The organism is Brachyspira hampsonii 30446 (assembly GCF_000316195.1).
In the GTDB taxonomy this organism is placed as follows: Bacteria; Spirochaetota; Brachyspiria; order Brachyspirales; family Brachyspiraceae; genus Brachyspira; species Brachyspira hampsonii_C.
Window position 1 is genome coordinate 632,514 of sequence record NZ_JH994111.1, and the last position, 19,462, is coordinate 651,975.

General features: G+C 27.1%; 20 protein-coding genes. 3 read left to right on the forward strand and 17 right to left on the reverse strand.

The annotated features are described in order from the left end of the window. Positions 1 to 8 precede the first annotated feature (8 nt). Positions 9 to 1,553, reverse strand: a complete 1,545-nt coding sequence (locus A966_RS07650) for a coiled-coil domain-containing protein (protein WP_008724277.1) — start codon at positions 1,551 to 1,553, stop codon at positions 9 to 11. Between the two features lie 213 nt (positions 1,554 to 1,766). Here A966_RS07650 and secG point away from each other — a divergent pair, with 213 nt between their 5' ends. Continuing rightward, positions 1,767 to 2,129, forward strand: a complete 363-nt coding sequence (secG, locus tag A966_RS07655; RefSeq protein WP_008724279.1) for a preprotein translocase subunit SecG — start codon at positions 1,767 to 1,769, stop codon at positions 2,127 to 2,129. Positions 2,130 to 2,174: 45 nt separating this feature from the next. Here the strand turns inward: secG and A966_RS07660 are convergent, their stop codons facing one another. The 4 genes from A966_RS07660 to trxA form a co-directional block, all read right to left on the reverse strand. Further along, on the reverse strand, positions 2,175 to 2,726 hold the full coding sequence (locus A966_RS07660; RefSeq protein WP_008724281.1) for a hypothetical protein: 552 nt from the start codon (positions 2,724 to 2,726) through the stop codon (positions 2,175 to 2,177). Positions 2,727 to 2,730: 4 nt separating this feature from the next. Continuing rightward, positions 2,731 to 4,272, reverse strand: a complete 1,542-nt coding sequence (locus A966_RS07665; RefSeq protein ID WP_008724283.1) for an NAD(P)H-hydrate dehydratase — start codon at positions 4,270 to 4,272, stop codon at positions 2,731 to 2,733. Further along, entirely contained in the window at positions 4,269 to 5,870 is a 1,602-nt protein-coding gene (locus A966_RS07670; protein ID WP_008724285.1) for a hypothetical protein, read from the reverse strand. The genes A966_RS07665 and A966_RS07670 overlap by 4 nt, the downstream gene beginning before the upstream one ends. A 106-nt stretch (positions 5,871 to 5,976) precedes the next feature. After that, positions 5,977 to 6,294 carry a thioredoxin gene (gene trxA / locus A966_RS07675; protein WP_008724287.1) on the reverse strand — a complete coding sequence of 106 codons (318 nt, stop codon included), beginning with the start codon at positions 6,292 to 6,294 and terminating at the stop codon, positions 5,977 to 5,979. A 209-nt stretch (positions 6,295 to 6,503) separates the two neighbouring features. Between trxA and A966_RS07680 the strand changes: the two genes are divergently transcribed. Next, entirely contained in the window at positions 6,504 to 6,896 is a 393-nt protein-coding gene (locus tag A966_RS07680) for a MarR family winged helix-turn-helix transcriptional regulator (protein ID WP_008724289.1), read from the forward strand. Between the two features lie 3 nt (positions 6,897 to 6,899). After that, positions 6,900 to 7,562, forward strand: a complete 663-nt coding sequence (locus tag A966_RS07685; RefSeq protein ID WP_008724291.1) for a YczE/YyaS/YitT family protein — start codon at positions 6,900 to 6,902, stop codon at positions 7,560 to 7,562. 592 nt (positions 7,563 to 8,154) lie between these two features. On the opposite strand, the gene fabF is transcribed toward A966_RS07685, so the two are convergent. The 12 genes from fabF to A966_RS07745 form a co-directional block, all read right to left on the reverse strand. Beyond that, entirely contained in the window at positions 8,155 to 9,408 is a 1,254-nt protein-coding gene (fabF, locus tag A966_RS07690) for a beta-ketoacyl-ACP synthase II (RefSeq protein ID WP_008724293.1), read from the reverse strand. An 85-nt stretch (positions 9,409 to 9,493) separates the two neighbouring features. Beyond that, on the reverse strand, positions 9,494 to 9,730 hold the full coding sequence (gene acpP / locus A966_RS07695) for an acyl carrier protein (RefSeq protein WP_008724300.1): 237 nt from the start codon (positions 9,728 to 9,730) through the stop codon (positions 9,494 to 9,496). A gap of 78 nt (positions 9,731 to 9,808) precedes the next feature. Next, the gene (gene fabG, locus A966_RS07700) at positions 9,809 to 10,558 is read right to left on the reverse strand and encodes a 3-oxoacyl-[acyl-carrier-protein] reductase (RefSeq protein WP_008724302.1); all 750 of its coding nucleotides are present in this window, start codon (positions 10,556 to 10,558) and stop codon (positions 9,809 to 9,811) included. Positions 10,559 to 10,763: 205 nt separating this feature from the next. Further along, positions 10,764 to 12,176: a phosphoglucosamine mutase gene (gene glmM / locus A966_RS07705; RefSeq protein ID WP_008724304.1), complete on the reverse strand. Its 1,413-nt coding sequence runs from the start codon at positions 12,174 to 12,176 to the stop codon at positions 10,764 to 10,766. A gap of 151 nt (positions 12,177 to 12,327) precedes the next feature. Then, on the reverse strand, positions 12,328 to 13,512 hold the full coding sequence (locus A966_RS07710; RefSeq protein WP_008724305.1) for a cyclic nucleotide-binding domain-containing protein: 1,185 nt from the start codon (positions 13,510 to 13,512) through the stop codon (positions 12,328 to 12,330). Between the two features lie 77 nt (positions 13,513 to 13,589). Next, the gene (locus tag A966_RS07715; protein ID WP_008724307.1) at positions 13,590 to 14,159 is read right to left on the reverse strand and encodes a DNA-3-methyladenine glycosylase I; all 570 of its coding nucleotides are present in this window, start codon (positions 14,157 to 14,159) and stop codon (positions 13,590 to 13,592) included. 29 nt (positions 14,160 to 14,188) lie between these two features. Then, on the reverse strand, positions 14,189 to 14,689 hold the full coding sequence (locus A966_RS07720; protein WP_008724308.1) for a hypothetical protein: 501 nt from the start codon (positions 14,687 to 14,689) through the stop codon (positions 14,189 to 14,191). 1 nt (position 14,690) lies between these two features. Then, positions 14,691 to 15,569, reverse strand: a complete 879-nt coding sequence (locus tag A966_RS07725; protein ID WP_008724310.1) for a sigma-70 family RNA polymerase sigma factor — start codon at positions 15,567 to 15,569, stop codon at positions 14,691 to 14,693. After that, positions 15,559 to 16,023: a DUF721 domain-containing protein gene (locus tag A966_RS07730; RefSeq protein ID WP_008724312.1), complete on the reverse strand. Its 465-nt coding sequence runs from the start codon at positions 16,021 to 16,023 to the stop codon at positions 15,559 to 15,561. The genes A966_RS07725 and A966_RS07730 overlap by 11 nt, the downstream gene beginning before the upstream one ends. A gap of 57 nt (positions 16,024 to 16,080) precedes the next feature. Continuing rightward, the gene (locus A966_RS07735) at positions 16,081 to 17,004 is read right to left on the reverse strand and encodes a tetratricopeptide repeat protein (RefSeq protein WP_008724314.1); all 924 of its coding nucleotides are present in this window, start codon (positions 17,002 to 17,004) and stop codon (positions 16,081 to 16,083) included. After that, on the reverse strand, positions 16,994 to 17,836 hold the full coding sequence (locus tag A966_RS07740) for a hypothetical protein (RefSeq protein ID WP_008724316.1): 843 nt from the start codon (positions 17,834 to 17,836) through the stop codon (positions 16,994 to 16,996). The genes A966_RS07735 and A966_RS07740 overlap by 11 nt, the downstream gene beginning before the upstream one ends. Positions 17,837 to 18,071: 235 nt before the next feature. Continuing rightward, a complete protein-coding gene (locus A966_RS07745; RefSeq protein WP_008724318.1) occupies positions 18,072 to 19,340 on the reverse strand; it encodes an L-cysteine desulfidase family protein in 1,269 nt (422 codons plus the stop codon). Positions 19,341 to 19,462: the final 122 nt, after the last annotated feature.

Here is a 19,462-nt window from a genome sequence, read left to right on the forward strand (position 1 = left end):
CCTGTTATTTATTCCATTCTAACTCTATGCAATCCTCTTAAATAATAGGTAATATCTTGTATATTTTTATCTATCATTTGTTTATATTCGTCAGGTATATTCTGATCTCTTATAAGTTTGAACATTTCAAGACCTTCCTGCAAATTACCGAATAAACTTATTCTTGCGGCATTTCTTAATATTCTTTTGTATTTAGAATAGTAAGTATTTTCAGGCATATTATCAAAACCATAAGTAATTACAAGTTTCTTTTCATAATCATCTATATCATCTAAGAGCTTCATTCTCATAGTAGGGGTTTCACTTGCTGGTTTTAATTGAGATTCAGGCTTAGCCAATTTAGCACTTTCTTTAGGAGCTTCAACTTTAACTGTGATATTAGGCTGCTGAGTTTGAGGAGCCTGTCCTATTTGCTGAGAAGAATCTGGAGAAGCTACTATAGACTGTCCACCAGGAGGAGGAGTATATCCTTCATTTATTTCCACGCGGCTATTTTCTATTTTATCTATTATAGTGAAAGGTCTTTTATTTAAATTTTCATCTTTAGTGCTGTCAGAGTCTTCGAGTCTGTTTTCAACTAGATTTTCTAATTCTTCAGATGCTCTGTTTAGTCTTTCTTCCCCTTCAGATAAGACTGATACTTCCTCAGATGTTTTTTCAGCTTCTTCTCTTTCTTTTTCTTTCTGCTCTCTGTAATCGTCCATAGCGGCACATAATAAAGTAGCTAATTTTGTAATACCTTCTTCTGTTTTTGCATTCATATTAGAAAGGAAATCACCATTATTAGAATCTTCATCTTCATCATCGTCAGCTACATAGCTTTTTTTCATTGTAGAGGCTATATCTTTAGCGGAACTTTTTATATCCCCTCTTATTTCTTTAAGTTTTTCTTCTTCTTTTTTTAAGAGTTCTCTTTTTTTATCTAATGCTTTTGATTCTTTTTCTATCTGTTTTAATATTTTTAAATTTTCTTTATACTGCTCTTTATCTTCTTTAGACAGCTTATTTGTATTTTTCTTAGCATTTTTTAAATCCGCTACAGCTTCTCTTAATTTTGCTTTTAATTCTTTCTTCTCCTGTTCTGATTCTAATAACTGCTCTTTTAATGCTTTAATTTCTTTTAGAGCTTCTCTGTCTGTTTTAGCAGTTTTTGATGCCGTTTCAGTTTTTGATTTTACAGCTTCTTTTGCTTTTAGTTTAAGTTCTTCATTTTTTAATTCTATTTTTCTTTTTTCTTCTTCAAGCTTTTGATTTGTTTTTTCTAATTTTTCTAATCTTTTTTGAAGTTTATTTATTTCAGCATTACTGCTTTGACTTTTAGCAGGTATAGATTTTTTTGCCTCTAAATCTTCTATTATTTTTTTGTATTTGTCTTCTATTTTCTTTTTTTGTATATCTACTACTTTTTTATATTTTTTATTAAGTTCAGCAATTTTTTCTTCAGACTGCTGCAATTTTAATTTTAATTCTTCAGATAATTCTTTGTATGAAATTCTGCCTGTATTTTTTGCTTCTGATGAAGTTTTTTTAGTATCTGTTTTTTTTACAGCCATTATAAAGTACCTGCCATTATATTATAGTCCTTATTAGTATTAACGGAAAAAATTTAAATTTACTAATAAAAATATTTTTTTATTTACATAATACCATATTTCTGCAATAAAATTAATAGTTTTATGCTTGAAAAATATTTTTTATAATGATATAATTTTCAGCAACAAAATAGTCTTTATGATATAAGAAATTAATTTTAAGGAAAAATATATATGAACGCTTTACTAACTTTAGGAATCATAGTTTATTCTATAATATGTGTACTATTAATATTGATAATCATCATACAAGGCGGTAAAGCTGAAGGTTTATTTTCAAGTGCTCAGGCTAATGTTTTGGGAAGCCAAAGAGGAAATGCCTTAAGTAAGGCTACTACTTTTCTTTCTACTATATTTATAGTAGGTGCTTTACTCATATCTGTTGCTATAAGCACTCAGAAAACTGCTTTTGAAAATGTTGTAAATACTCCTGCTAATAATACAGCAAATACTGCTCAGCAGCAGACAGCATCTCCATTAACAGCACCTACTAATGCTGCTCCAACTATGGAAAATACAAATACTGTTTCTAATTAATAATTAATTTTTTAAAAGTAATTTTTAATACTTTATAGTTAAAGTTTACTGATTTATTTTTATCTTTCTAATATTTATACTGTTAGTTTTGATTAGATTATTATCGAATTGAAGTATTATTTCTAGTTTATTTGCTTCTTTCCAATAATTTTTATCAAAGTTAAGATTAAATCCTATTCTTTGACCTACAGGGAATCTTATATTATTAAAAGAACGATCACCTGAAAATATTAATTTCCTATATTTGTACAATGAAAAAGAAGCTCTTAGTATTTCTATGCTTTCAGAATTAGTATAATTGGAATTTTCAAGTTCTATAGTTGTTACTACAGCATCATTAACATATTCTGCTTTATTAATTTTGACTATTACATCAGTTTTGGGCTTTAAAGCTTCAAATAATGGTATATTATTAAAGAAACCTTTTTTATACAAAAGCATACCAATCACTGCTAATGTTAAAAAAGTACCGTATAAAAACATAAACCATCTTCTTGCAAATATACTTACTTCTCTTTTAGGGGCAGGATGTTTTATATTTCTTTTAGCATAGAATTCTAATTCTTTTTGTTTAGGGTCGTAAACTTCTCTAGGCAAAATTTTATATCCTTTTTAGTATTTTATATGAAATATTTGCTAAATCTTTAGGCTGAATATAGTCATTTCCGAATTTTTTTGATAACATATTAAAAGATTTAGCCTGTATTATCAATGCCAATTTTGATGCATCTAGTATATTTAATTTTCTGGCAAGCAAAGCTCCTATAAATCCTGCAAAAACATCTCCCATACCCGCTTTTCCCATAGATTCTCTAGGATTATAATTTATATATATATCATTTTCATACATTAGGAAACTTACAGCATCTTTTAATACTATTGAAGCATTTGTTTTTTGTCTATATCTAAGTAATGCCTGATACGGATTTTCTAATGCTTCTATATGATTTATTTGTGTAAGTTTTTCAAATTCATATATATGCGGTGTGATTATAAAATTATTTTTAAGTTCATTAAGAGTGCTTTCAAACATTAAATATAAAGCATCAGCATCTATAACAGTAGGTATATTTATTTGCTTTAATATGCTGTTTACAAAAATTTCTGTAGACATATCTCTGCCTATGCCGGAACCTATTATACAAGCGTCGCTTTTATTTATGTCATTTACTATTTCAATGTCATTTTCTGTGAAGAATTTCTGATTTTCTTCTCCAACTCCTATAATAACAATTTCGGGCATAGATGATATTACAGCATCTCTTATATTTTTAACTATACCTTTAGGTACATACAGCCGTATATATCCTACCCCTAATCTATAAGCGGCATTTACAGCTAAAACAGCAGCTCCTATATAATTATTGCTTCCTGCTACTATAGCAAGCATTCCCTGTTCTCTTTTGCTGTATAGTGAGTTTCTATTTATATGTATTTTCTCATTATAATCTATTAATTTAGCCTTATATCCCCAATTATTTAGTATTTCATTAGGGAATATTGATTTTATTATGAATAATTTTCCTATATATTCTCTAGTTCTGTATAAAAAGAAGATATCTTTAGCGAAGCATATTGTGTAAGTTTCATGTGCTTTAAAACAAACATGTACATTGTCATAGTCATTTATTTTTGAGGCTAATCCTGAAGGTATATCTATTGCTATTCTAAGAACATCTAATTTATTTAAACTATCTATAAGTGTTTTTTGTATTCCTTCCAATGGTCTGTTTCCGCCTGTACCGAATAATGAATCCAATACTATAGATTTTCTTTCTATATTTTCGGTAGCTGATATCACATCTTCTTCGCTACCTAAGTAATTAATATCTATATTCATGGATTTTAATATATTGAAATTAGAATATGTATCTTTATTAACTCTGTCAAGATTTCCTGTGATATATATTTTCACTTCATATCCATTTTTTATTAAATACCTAGCTATTGCAAGCCCATCTCCTCCGTTTCCTCCTACAGATGAGAAAATATAAACTGTCTTTTGATATAATAATTTTCTATGTCTTTTTACAAGTAAATAAAATATTTCGCTTGCTACATGCTCCATAAGAAGTATGGATGGTATTTTTTCTATTGTTTTTTTGTCTATATTAATTAGATCTTCTGTCGTTACAACTTTCATTTTTTTATTCCTAGTGATTCCTTTATAATATCAAAAATAGATAAAATTATATTTTCATTTAATTGACCGTATTTAATAAGATCATTATATGTGGTGCTTATTGTGTTGTTATTATTTAATATTTCTGTATATATATCTTTTGGTATGATATTTGAATTGTTTTTAAATACATTCAAATCATAATACGCTGATAATTTTAATGCCCATAAAGCATGATTATGTTTATTGTCATTTGTAAGCACTGGATAAACATATATATAAGACTTTGATAATGTATTGTTTAAATATTTTATATCATTTATAGAATAAAAATCTGGAATATTTCTATATGATATAGTGCTTCCTTTTTTTATAACATTGCTTATTTTGAATTTATCATTATTGTAAGCATATATTAAAGGCCAATATGTGGCATCTCCGTATAAAGTTTTTGCTATATCCCAATAATACATATCTTTTGATGTTATATATGTTAAGTTGGCAGAATCTATTTCATTAAAATATTCATTAACTATATCATAAAGTTTTCTATTTTCTATACTATTATCAGATATTACTTTATTACTGCTGTAATATATTGATGATGCTATACCAAGTATAAATATTATTATTACGATGAGTATTACTCTTATTATACCTACAAGCAGCATATTTTTTCTTTTAACATTGTTTTTATTCATAGTTTTATTTCCTGTTTTTTTAATATTAGTGTTTTGTATTTCTTTATTATTTAATAATTCCTTTTGTATATTTACTTCTAATAAGTTATTTTCTTCTCTATACTCTTTACTGTTTGTATTATCATCATTGTACTCTAAATCCTCTTTCTCAAAATGATTAATATCAAGCAGTTCTTCTTTAGAATATTCTTTCATTTCAGGATAATCATCTTTATTATTATCGGATACATCATTATTATTTTCTTTTTCATCTTCATTTTCTATGTCTTTTTCTTCATTTAGTTTTTTTATCATACTATTTAAATCTATAGAATTATAATTTTTCCATATATTTCCTACAACATTATTATCTATAGATTTATTTTCTTCGTCTTTATTTTCCTCATACTTATTTTCATCTGTAATTTCTATAATTTCTTCAATCTCATCATCATCACTGTTATAACTGAGTTTTTTATTTTTTATTTGACTATCCAATTCATCTAATATGTCTTCTGCTATTTCATTACTATGCAATTCTTTTATTTTATTTTTTAAATGAGTATCAGCTTCAAAGTTTTTATTTGAAAAAGTTCCGAAGTCTTTTATATATACATCTTCTTCTTTTGATATATCAGCTATATTTTTAAATATGCTTTTATATATAGATTTTTCCAAAAAAATGTTTTTTATATTATTATTTGTAACGTTTAAAGATTCCAATGATTCATCAAAGTTTTCATCTTCATTATCTAATATAATATCGTCATTTTCATCTAAACTTAAAATACCAATCTTATAAAGATAAAATCTATTTCCATTTAAAATAGATGATGTTATTTTTGAGAATAATTTTTGAATGATGCTTTCGGATTCATTATTTTCTATATTAAATTCATTTGATATATTTTCTATCAATTTATTATTAGTATTAAGCATATATTATACCTTAAATTTTATAATATAATTGAGAATTATATATCAATTTATAATAAATAAAAGCCTAATTTTTAATAAAATTAGGCTAAAAATAAAATATTTTTCTTTATAGATATTCTTTTAACCAATCTTTTAATTGAGCTTCATTTTTCATTCCTTCAGCTCTTTTAATAAGTTCTCCGCCTTTGAATACCATTAGAGTAGGTATAGACTGCACTCCGTATTTAGCAGCCACTTCTTCAGCAGCATCTACATCAACAGCACCGAAATTCATTTTATCAGAATATTGATCTGCTATTTTATGTAATACAGGAGTCTGCATTTTACAAGGTCCGCACCATTCAGCGAAAAAATCAACTAATATTGCTTTATCTCCAGATATAGCTTCTTGAAAATTATCTGTTTTTAATTCTTGTACTGACATATTTATTTCCCCTCGCTTATATTTATAATTTGTTCAATTAGTATACTCTAACTTTATTAAAAGTCAATACCTTTTTTTATTTTTTTAATATACCTATATGGTGTATATTTTGCTTGACTTATTTTTGTTTTTGTGTATAATAAGCTATCTTATTATAAGAATACTTACTATAAGGATACTTACTATTGGAGAATCTGCATTATTTATTAATGAAAGCCAATTCTATGTTTGCCCGTAAGGTAATGTACGAGGCAAATAAGATAGGGCTTACATCAGGGCAGCCTAAAATATTATATTTTTTATCTCGGTTTGAAGAGGCTGATCAAAAGACTATAGCCAGCTATCTCGAAATAGAGCAGGCAACAGTAGGGAGCATACTGCTTGGTATGGAGAAATCTGGTCTTATAGAGAGAAGACAAAGAGAAGGAAACAGGCGATCTCTTTATGTATCTTTGACAGAAAATGGAAAAGAGGTTTCAAAGAAGATGGAAAAAATATTTGAAGATGCTGAGAATATAGCTACTGATAAATTATCAGAAAAAGATAAAGAAAAATTAAAAAAACTATTGATTGAAATGTGTAATTCATTAAAAGGAGTTTAATTTATGTTTAAGAAAATTTTAGAAAAGCATATTATAGAAAGAACTATAATACTTTTAATAGGACTTTATATTATGTCTTTAGGTATAGCCTTTTCTATTAAAGCGTCGCTTGGTACTTCTCCTATTTCAAGTGTGCCTTATGTTACAAGCTGCATATCAGGGCTTTCTGTGGGAGAAACTACAATTATTATTAATCTTGTATTTATACTAGCACAAATACTTCTTCTTAGGAAAAAATATAATCCATTTCAGCTTTTTCAAATACCGGCACTTGTTCTATTTGGTATAATGATAGATATAAGTGGTTCTTTGATAAAAGATATAACATACAGCAATTATTTTCAGCAGTGGGTATTATGTTTTATTGGGATAATCTTAGTAGGTGTTGGAGTGAGTATAGAAATTATGGCAAAACTTGTAACTACTCCTGGTGAAGGCGTTGTACTTGCTATATGTAAAGTTTTTCCTTTAAAATTCGGCAATACAAAAATTATGTTTGATGTTGTATTAGTATTGATTTCTTTAATAACAGTTTTGGCATTTTTAGGTCATTTAGAAGGGGTTAGGGAAGGTACTATAATAGCTGCAATTTTAGTAGGATTTATAGCAAAACATTTGAGCAAGCCTTTAAAACTTTTAGAGAACAAATATTTACTTAATGAATAAAATGAATAACTAGTAAAAATTTTCATTTATTTTATATGAAAAGCCATGTTTCTATTGGAAGCATGGCTTTTTTATTAATATTATATTTTTTATTCTATAATCTTATGCCATATTAAAATTGGTATATAAATTAAATTGTAATATAAGTGAAATTTATTTGTGAATAATAAAATAGACCTGTTGCAATTTTGTGTTTTTATACAGTTATGATTAAAAATACATAATATAAATTTTATTTATAGTAGTTTTATATATTATTTTTTGTTTTAAATGTAATATAATTTTATACAAATAAGATATAAAAATGCAGTCTTTCGCCGTAGGCGGGCTTTGCCTGCTTCTCACCGAAGGCGTACTTCGTATGTGCCACACCGAAGGCGGACAGCGTCACAAAAGAAGTGGGGTTTGGCACGAATGTGTGCTTCGCAGCAAAGCCCCAATTATTAAAACTATAAATATTATTTTTAAATTTATTATATAATAATATCACTATATGTATGTATAAAATTGCAACAGGTCTAATATTAATTTTGCACAAATAAAAAAGCCCTGTTTCATAAAAAACAGAGCTTATTATTTTTATAATTTTATATTATATTTTTTTGAATACTATAGAAGCATTATGCCCGCCGAAACCGAAAGAATTACTTATAGCATATTCTATTTTGTAATCCTGAGCAGTATTAGCAACAACATCTAAATCGCATTCTGGGTCTTGATCTTCTACATTGATAGTAGGGTGTACTTTACCATTAATCATACTCATAATAGTTGCAATAGCTTCTATACCGCCTGCAGCTCCCAAAGCATGACCTGTCATAGATTTTGTAGAGTTAATTTTTATTTTTTTAGCATGATCTTCGCCTAAAGCCTTTTTAATAGCTTTAATCTCAGCAATATCTCCTACAGGAGTAGAAGTACCATGAGTATTAACATAGCTGATTTTGTCAGGGGATATTTTAGCACTTTCAATAGCTAAAGACATAGCCCTTGCTCCCATAGCACCGTCTTCTAAAGGAGCAGTGATATGATTAGCATCAGCAGTAAATCCATAACCGCAAACTTCAGCAAGTATATTGGCATTTCTTTTTTTGGCATGTTCATACTCTTCAAGTATTAATATACCGGCACCCTCAGCTATAACAAAACCGTCTCTTCCTTTATCGAAAGGTCTTGATGCTTTTGAAGGCTCATCATTTCTAGTAGATAAAGCTCTGGCATTATTAAAACCAGCTATAGTAAGAGGATTAATAGTAGCTTCAGAACCTCCAACTACCATAATATCAGCTTCATTATCTTTAATATGTTTGTATCCTAAACCTATAGAATGATTTGAAGAAGCACAAGCAGTAACTGTACTGTAATTAGGTCCGTTCATACCATATTCCATAGAAATAAGTCCTGGTGTCATATTAATTATTTGCATAGGCACAAAAAAAGGCGATACTCTGCTAGGTCCGTCATTAAGTAAAATTTGATGGTTAGATAAAAGAGTAGTCATACCGCCAATACCGCTGCCAAGAACACAGCCGGCTCTTAAAGGATCAAATCCTGTTTTAGGTTCTATACCAGCCTGCTTAAATGCATGATGAGCGGCATATATTCCAAAATTGATAAAAGGGTCTAGTCTTCTTAACATTTTTTTATCAGAATAATAATCACCTTCTAATGGTAAAGCTTCAGCACCGATTTTGGTAATAAGCTGTTCTTTTTCAGGATCAAAATATTTACTTAATGTTTTTATTCCAGAAACACCATTAAGCAAGTTATCCCAAAATGTTTTTACATCATTTCCAAGAGAACTTACTATACCGAGTCCTGTAATTACAACTCTGCGTTCACTCATATATAAAACTCCTATGATTTTGAACTATATCAAAAAATTTCCCGTAAAAGATATGATTCTATTTACGGGAAATTAAATGGTATAATTATTTTTTATGTTCTTCAATGTATTTAGCAGCATCTGCTACATTTTTAATTTTTTCTTGATCTTCTTGAGGAATTTTGATTTCATAACGTTTTTCTAATTCCATGATTAATTCTACTAAATCAAGTGAATCAGCGTTTAAATCATCTACGAAAGAAGCTGTGTCAGTGATTTTACTTTTGTCTGAGATGTTTAATTGATTAGCAACAACATCTTTAATTTCATCGATTAATGCCATTTTTAATCTCCTTAGTTATTTATATTTATTTATTCTTTTTTTAATAAAGTGCAATAATAAGCACATTATAAGCTTTAATTACATTGACATACCGCCGTCAACCGCTATAACCTCTCCTGTAATATAGCTGCTCATATCAGAAGCTAAAAATAATACCAAATTAGCTACATCTTCAGGTGTGCCTAATCTTTTTAATGGTGTAATATTCATAATACCTTTTACAGTATCTTCCGGTAAAACTCCTGTCATATCTGTTTGTATGAATCCCGGAGCTATAGCATTTACGCATATATTTCTAGGAGCAAATTCTTTAGCCATAGATTTTGTTATTCCTATGATTCCAGCCTTAGCAGCAGAATAATTAACCTGTCCTGCATTTCCCATTTTTCCTATAACGCTTGATATATTAATTATTTTGCCTTTTCTAGCTCTAAGCATATTTTTAGCAGCTTCTCTAGACATATAGAAAGTACCTGAAAGATTTGTAGATATTACATCATTCCAAGCATTATCGTCCATTTGAAGCACTAACATATCTTTAGTGATGCCGGCATTATTTACAAGTATATCAATGGAGCCGAACTTTTCTATTGTTTTAGCAATCACATCTTTACATGATTCGCTGGATTTTGCATCATGCTCAATTGCTAAAGTCTCTACATTGAAAGATGATTTTATTTCATCGGCAACTTGAGAGGCTTTATCAAAGTTTGTAGCAGTGATTACAACATTAACCCCTTCTTTAGCTAGAGTTTCTGCTATTTTTTTACCAATTCCTCTGCTGGAACCTGTTATTATAGCTGTTTTATTTTTAAGATTTAAGTCCATATTTACCCTTTTTGAAGCATATAAAGATATAGATATTTGACAAAAAAATTATTATTCAAATATATGATATATTAAAACAAAATATATTGAATTTGTCAAGCTAAAAATATCATTTTAAAATTTTCGACTTTTTTGGTTTAAAAGTCGAAGTATAAAAAACTTTTGAAAATTATAATTACAGAGTTTTTTATATTTATTAATAATATTATTTTTTAGTTTTTTTACTTACTTCTTTTTTTGTTTTGCTTTCTTTAGCAGGTTTTACAGAAGGTTTTACTCCTTTTATCATATTCATAGCGGCAGTAATTAAATCTTTAGCTTCTTTTTTGCTTTTAGCTTCAGCGATAATTCTTACTATAGGTTCTGTATTTGATGAACGAACATGTAGCCAGCCTTCTTCTAAATCTATTTTTATACCGTCAATAGATGTTATTTTAGCTTTAGGGTACTCTTCTTTAATTTGTTTTAAGAATTTATCTTCATCTATTTTTGAAACTTCCAATTTTTCTTTAACTATCTCATATTTTGGTATTTCATTTACAAGTTCAGTAATAGTTTTACCTGTTTTTGCCATTAATTCTAATATCAATGCTATACCCAAAAGTGAATCTCTTCCCGGAGTAACAGCAGGAACTATTATACCCCCATTACCTTCCCCTCCGAAATATAATTTGTTTTTTACAACATGTGAAGAAACATTAATTTCACCTATCTTTGTTCTATCTACAGAATATCCTTTTTCTTTAGCCAAATCATCTATCATTCTTGAAGTAGATAAGTTTACAGCAGCATTCCCCTTACCTACAAGCCATAAATATTTAGCACATAGAGCTAAAGTATATTCTTCGCTTATTATAGTGCCGTCATCAAGAACTAATGCAAGTCTGTCAGCATCAGGGTCTTGAGTAAATCCTATATTAACTTTATTTTTTTTAACTAAATCAGATAAACTTTTCATACTAGCAGCGGAAGGTTCAGCAACATGTGCAAATTTTCCTGTATGTTCTTTATTTATAGAAATTTCTTTAACTCCCAATGCTTTAAGCAGTGGAGGCGTAGCAAATAAACCTGTTCCATTAACATAATCGCATGCCACTTTAAAATTGGCTTTTTTTATCTTTTCTGCATCTATCCATCTTAATATTCTTTTAATATGTTCTTCTATGGCATTATCTATTTTTTCATAAGTACCTGTTTCAAGTGCTTTAACAAATCTTGATGACTTTTTATCATAAAGCTTCATAAGTTCATTAACTGCTTTTTCATCTAAAAAATGTCCGCCTTTACCTATAAGTTTTAAAGCATTCCATTCTATAGGATTATGGCTTGCAGATATCATTATGCCGCCATGTATTTTAAGTTTCTCTACCATATATAATGCTGTAGGGGTAGGTGTTATTCCTATATCTATTACATTTATACCTGATGCCATTAATGTTGAAGCAACAGCATTTAATATAGATTCTCCTGTTATCCTTGTATCTCTTGCAACTAAAACTTTAGCTTTTTTCGGAAAAAGACATGCAAATGCAGCAGTATAATCCACTACAGCTCTTATATCTAAACCGTCTCCTATTATTCCTCTTATTCCTGATATGCTTGTTTTTAAAGTGGGCATTTAAAACTCCTGAAAAATTATATTGATATATTATAAAACAACTGCATATAAAAGTAAAATATTTTGCTTTTTATTTTATAATTTTTATTGATATTTAGTTATTTAGTACGGCATTCTATATCAAAGATTATATAAATTATACTAACATATTTTAAAAATACATCATACTATGATGATGAGTATTGCTTAGTCTGTTAATACAGTTTCTATATTCTATTATAAGGCTTTTTATATCTGTTATATTAATATATCCGTCCGATCCTACTGATACTCCTCTTACTCTGTTTAATTCTCTTTCTATAAGTTTTACATCTTTTATATCAGTTAAAGTTTTTATATCATTTAATGTATATAACAAATTTATAGAATTAACATCTTCAGGCAATATTTCTGTTTTTAACATATAATAAAGTGTTATAAGCAGTTTTGATAGTAAATCATCTACGCTAAGAACCATTAACTTTAATATTGTATTTCTTATCTTTATGCTTACCATTTTTATATAATAAAGATTAAGTTCAGGATCCTGCTCTGATATATTTATTAATTCATTTCTTGTTACTTTTTTTATAGCAGTGTCTTCTAAAGCAACGGCACAAGTTGAAAGAGGAAGATACTGCAAAACGGGCTTGTATCCGTCTATCATACTATTTTTTGAATAAATGGCTCTTGTCATTTGCTTGGAGTTTATTATATTGTATATTCCAATTACTCCGGATTTTATAATATACAAGGTATTAGTATATTCTAATTCAGTATATAAACAATATCCTTTTTTATAATAAAATATATTATCATCATTCTTTTGAGGCTCTTCTACCGGAGTTATTTCTGATAATTTATCTTTTACATCATCAGCATTCTCTGGAAATAGTTTTATATATTCATCATAAAGTTTATATGCTACATGTTTAAATTCATTTTTATTGTAAATATCTGCCATATTCATTATTTCTTCTTTAGTTCTTATATTAGCAATTTCTTTATTTTCTGAAAGCAGCATATAATATCTTCCAAGCCAAGTTTCAAATGAAGCATCTAAATTGGCGGCTATTTTTACCATTAACTCTTCATTTTTTGTTTTAATTACTTCTGTTATGTCTACTTCTATAGCTTCCACATCTTCCATAGCTTTTACATTAAAGAAATAAGGTTCATTTAATAAAATATTTACTAACCCTAAAATATCTCCTTGATTGAACTCCACATTATAGTTAAAAGTACCATAAGATATGGCTTTGCCCTTTGTTATTATGTAAAAGACATCTTTTGGCATTTGATCTTTAATATAAATTATAGTTGATTTTTTAAAATGTGCTGTATTATATTTGTGCATATATTTTATCCGTATAACAGTTATATTATTTTATTCTAATTCATTATTATTATTAGTCAATATTCAGTTTTTATTTTTTATTCATCGTATCGAGTTTTTTTGTAAAAATCACAGTCTACACAATGATCATTTATTATCCCTATAGCTTCTAAATAGCTGTATATAATAATACTCCCTACAAATTTAAATCCTTTCTTTATCATATCTTTACTTATAGTATCTGATAATTCATTTTTTGCAGGAAGCGGATCTTCATAGCATAATTTATTGTCTATTTGTTTTCCATTAGTAAAAGACCATATATATTTATCGAAACTTCCATATTCTTTTTGTACTTCTATAAATTTATTTGCATTTGTTATAAGGGCATTAATTTTTCTTTTATTTCTTATTATTTCTTTATTATTTAAAAGCTCTTCTATTTTTTTTTCATCGTATTTAGATATTTTTTTGTAATCAAAATTATCAAATGCTTTTCTCATATTTTCTCTTTTTTCTAATATGCATCTCCAGCTAAGACCTGCCTGCATATTTTCTAGTATCAGCATTTCAAATAATTTTTTTTCATCATGGCATATTCGGCACCATTCTTCATTATGGTATTTAATTTCTATTTCGCTTTTAGCCCATTTGCATATTGTCGGCATAATTAAAAACACTTTCCTATTTATAATATTTATTCTATATTTATTGAAACTTCCGCGTCATCAACTTTTATGTTATAACTTCCGTTTTTTAAACTTGAAGAATAATTATCTTTTTGTCCGAATATATTAACTATCTTTTCTCCATTGTATTCCATTACGCACCAATTTTTTATATTGCTTATATTGATATAATATTGATTATTGCTTTTGTATATTTCTATATTTTTATAAACATAAATATCTTTGATTTTACTATCTTCTTCTCCTCTTGAAGATAATGGAGTCAATTTGCTGAAATAAAGCATATAATTAATTATGCTGTCTTTTATATTAATAATTGGCTTTATTTTAACTTCTTTAAGCATATCAGAATCTTCTATATTTTCCATAAGAAATAAATCATTTCTTAGAGAGCTTACTTCTCTTTGTAAGTCAGCATTCAATTCAAGCTCTTTTAGAAAGTCATCAGATACTTTTATGCCATTAACATAGTTTATAATTTCTTCTTTTGTATAATCATATTTGTTCATATTATAAGTCCGATAAATTATTAAAATGCTCTTTTAAACTAGTTTTTATTTTATTTATAATCTTTGTAACTGCATTGTTTGTAATATTTAAAAGTTTTGCTATAAACTCATAAGGTACATTTATTTTTATAGAATGCAGTTTCTTAATATAATTTTGTTTTTTGCTTGCTAAATGTACGGTGAAAAGTCCTCTTTTATTATTGATTTCTATTTGTGCATTTATTTTTGCTATTTTATCCTGCTGCTTTATTATTTCATTATATTTCTTTATGTATGTTGCTCTTGCTTTTTCTATTATAGAATATGCTTCTTCATAATTTATATTAAAATATTTCATTAGAGGCTGTATTATGAGATTTATAAATAACTCTAAATTATGTATAAAAAATGCTATTGAATCTCTCTTGCTGAATTCTTTTTCTATATAATTAAACATATTGAGCGAGAGTTTTTCGATATCGCTTTCATTATAATTATTAGTATACTCATTCATAACATAAGACTTACTGTCATAGAGTACATCATGCAATGTTAATGCCTCTTTTCCGCATAATGGAGCATCTATTGATATTTCTTGTTTTTTGTATTTATCTTTTCTTTTTTTATGATCCAAGAAATTTAAATAATGGCTTCTTAATGTATATGTAAACCAAGTGATAAATTTGGCATCTGTTTCATTATACTTTATTATTATATTGTCTATTCTTTCTATATAATATGAGTAGAATTCTAAAGCATCATCATGAAATACTCCGAAAACTTTTCTAGGATAATTATAAATATAATTAGACAAATGCTCATTAATTTCTTTTAAAGTTTCAATACTTCTAGCAGCTTTATATTCCAGAATCAGCTTCTTTATAAATACATCATTTATCATCATTATCCTCGTATTTTAATATATTAGCAAATATTTCTTTCATTCTCTCATCTTTTATACCAGATTCTTTTATGGTATTTTCTATCCATTCTTTATGTTCTTTTGTTAATTTTTTTTCTTCTTGTTTTTTATCTTTATAATTCGTATTTTCTGTTATTTTATTATTAACTTCCCCAATTCTAGTTTTCAGCTCTACTACTTCTATATTAGTTTCTTTTTTTATATTTTTGAATATATTGTTTCTATTCATAAATATTTCATTAGCCCATACGCTATCAGTTATAGTTACAGTGAGAACGGCATTTCTATAAAATGACGGATAGCATATTTTAGAAAGCACTTCTCCCATAATATCATTCCATTTTTGAGATATTTTTATGTAATTTGCTAAATTAATATTTTGATATAATTTTCTATCTGAATACTCTTCTAATGTCTTTTTTATTGTATGCATTTATAAATCCTTACGATAGATATAATGATACAATAATTTTTTATATAATCAATATCATTAATTATTAGTTTTCTGTGTATTTGTTTGAGAAATTGTGATATTAGTATCTGCAGTATTTGTTGCTGTATCATTTGTATTTATTATTATATTATTGGTATTGATGATATCATTTTTTATTACAGTGTTTGTTGATGATTCCATTATATCCATTTCTATTGGTTTAACTTCCACATCTTCATCGTATGTTATTATTGTATTATTTTGATTTGTATTAAGAGGTTTATTTTCTTCCAATAAATTAGAGATATCATTTGTGTTTCCTGATATTCTAGCTAATATGTTTTTATTTCTATCTATTGAATCTTTTAATCCTCTGTAGTTAGGATTTATTTTATATGCCTCCTGATAAGTATTAAGAGCTGAACTAAAATTTTTATCTCTCTCATAAGTAGCAGCGAGATTTACCATGTATACTACATTATTCGGACTGTAAACTGTAGCTTTTAAAAATGAAGATTCAGCCTGTTTATAATCTTCTACATATAGATATAAAAGACCAAGAAAATTATTCATATAAGCATCATTAGGTTTTAAACTTATAGAATATCTTATAGAATCTATAGCCTTATTTGTATCTCCTAATTTATAAAGAGCATATCCTTTTTGGAAATGCAGTTTAGAGGAAAAACTATTTACTATTATACCGCTTCTTGCCGCCCTAAGCATATTGGTATAATCTTTTAGATTCATATAGGAATTAGCTAAATTTTCAAAATATTCTATTTTAAGAATAGGAGAATATTCTATTTCATATTCAAATAATTCAGCCGCTTTTTTATAATTTTTGGCATTATAATATCTGTATGCATTAGATAAATTTTTCCTATCATATTTAAATACATCATTTGTCTGAGAATATAATGACAATGTAATGAATGTAATTAAAGAAAAAAGTATAAAAATTAACTTATTAACGGCCATCTTTTTTGAAACTTTGCAGTCTGAAATCGTTTATCATAGCATTGGCATAAGCTATAGTTGCATCATACATTTCTTCTTTAGTTTTTCCTTTGAAAAAATTATATACTCTAGGTGATTGTACATTTAAATAATCAGGAAGAACTATTTCTCCATCGCTGCTTGCTTTAAGAGCTAATGGTTTTATGTTGTTCATTTTTTCAATGAATGCATGAAGAAAGAAACCTGATTCTTTAAGTATGAATTGTTCTGCTCTGCTTGAGTTCTCTTTTTTATTTAAAGCAAAAACATAATCAGAAAATATTTGAGGCACTTTACTTTCACCAATAGGGATTATAAATTTTTGGAATTGATTATCATAATCTTTTATAGCAGTTTCTACAACATAATCACTTGCAGGTCCGCATGAAAAATATCTAATAACAGAAAAACAATTATACAATTCTTTGAAAGCTCCGTATAAATGGCAAATTTCCTGATCTGCTTTAGGATGCATGTCTTCTAAAGGATATTTTTCTGTAGCACTTTTAAATTTTTCTATCATGTTATCTACTTTATTCATAAAAGAATTTTCTTTAGCTTTTTCTTCTTCAGCTTTTCTTCTCTGACGCTCTAATTCTCTGTCTCTTAAAGTAGTTTTTATATCCTCTAAAATTTTTATTTCAACAATTAAAAAATTTGATAAATCTTGTCTGTTTTGCAATGCTTCTCTGTATCTGTCATTAAAACTATTTACATTATATATTTTATTACCATATTTTTCAGCACCTTGTTCATATTCAGTTCTTATTTTTGTTAAAGTTGCATTAATTTCTTTATCGCTTAAACTTGCCATTAAAACCTCCCTTATGAAAAGTATTACTTTAGTATGTAAAAATTATTATAAATTATTTGTTATCATAATATATCGAAAAATCTTTACAATAGATTATACAATTTTTTAAAAATAAATCTAGTATAAAAAATATTGCTGTTATTTATTTTAATTAAAAAGTATTTATTAAAAAATAATATTTAATAATAATATTAAGAATTATATTTAATGCTATAGCTTAGAAATTATTATTTACTTATTTATCTATCATTATATTAAGTATTTCTATATCAGTACCTTTCATACCTTCTTTAGCCATTCTTCCTATACTATCAATAGTTTCTTCTATATCATTTTTTACAAGCCCATCTCCAGCTTTAAATACTTTTCCGTCTCTAGCTAAATTGAAAGCTAATATGCCGCAGTCAACGGCTTCAGCAATTTTTGAAGCACATGAAGATTTAGCCCCATCGCAAACCATGCCGCCTATTGTACATAATGCATTTGTTATTGTATTGCAAATAATATTATAATCAGCATCATTAAGATATGCTATTGCAGATGCTGCACCTGTTGCAGCACAAACAACCCCGCAGAATGCAGATAATTTGCCTATATGTTTTTTTTGAAGTATAGCTATTAAATTTGAAAGCACTAAAGCTCTGTATAATTTTTCTTCAGATACTTTCATGTATTCAGCATATTTTATTACAGGGACAGATACAGTTATACCCTGATTTCCGCTTCCGGAATTAGTAACTACAGGCATAGAACAGCCGCCCATTCTGGCATCTGATCCTGCAGAAGCATAAGCCTTAGCTTTATTTTTTATATCATCTCCGTAATATTTCATTAATGTTTTTCCTACACTAGAACCGTAATCATTTTTCAGTCCTTCTTCTGCTATACTGTAATTAAGTTCTATCTGTCTTTTTATAGTATCTTTAATATCATCTATATTAACTTCATTTGCAAAAGTGAGTATATCTTTTATATTTAGAGTTTCTCTTATATCTTCTTCTTTTTTGTTTGAAGAATTATCAGAATTTAATAGTTTTTCACCATTTTTTATGATTTTTGTAATATTAGTATGTGAATTTTTTATTTCTACTAAGGCATTTGTATTTTTATATTCTGCTTCTATTATGATATGGAGGTTTTCATCTCCTTCTATTAATTCACAGGTGCAGAATTTTTTATTTAAAAGTTCTTTTGTTTTATATATATCATCTTGTTTTACAGCAGATAAAACTTCGAGATTTTTACTTGCATCTCCTCCAATTAATCCCAAAATAGCAGCAGTATCTATTCCTTTTAATCCTCCTGAATTTGGTACAGTTACACCTTTTACATTTTTTATAATGTTTCCGCTGCATTTTACTGTTATATGTTCTGGTATATTCCCAATTATTTCTCTGATTTTAGCACCGGCAAAAGCTATTGCTATAGGCTCTGTGCATCCTAGTGCCGGTATTAATTCTTCTTTTAGAATATTAATATAATTATTATATAAAGTTTTATCCATAAAATAAAATCCTGCTGTGTATTTGTACTTTTGTATTTATATTATATTATTGTTTTTTATCAAAATCAATTATTTTAATAATTATTTATTTTAGTTTAAAGAAAAATTTACGATTTATATTC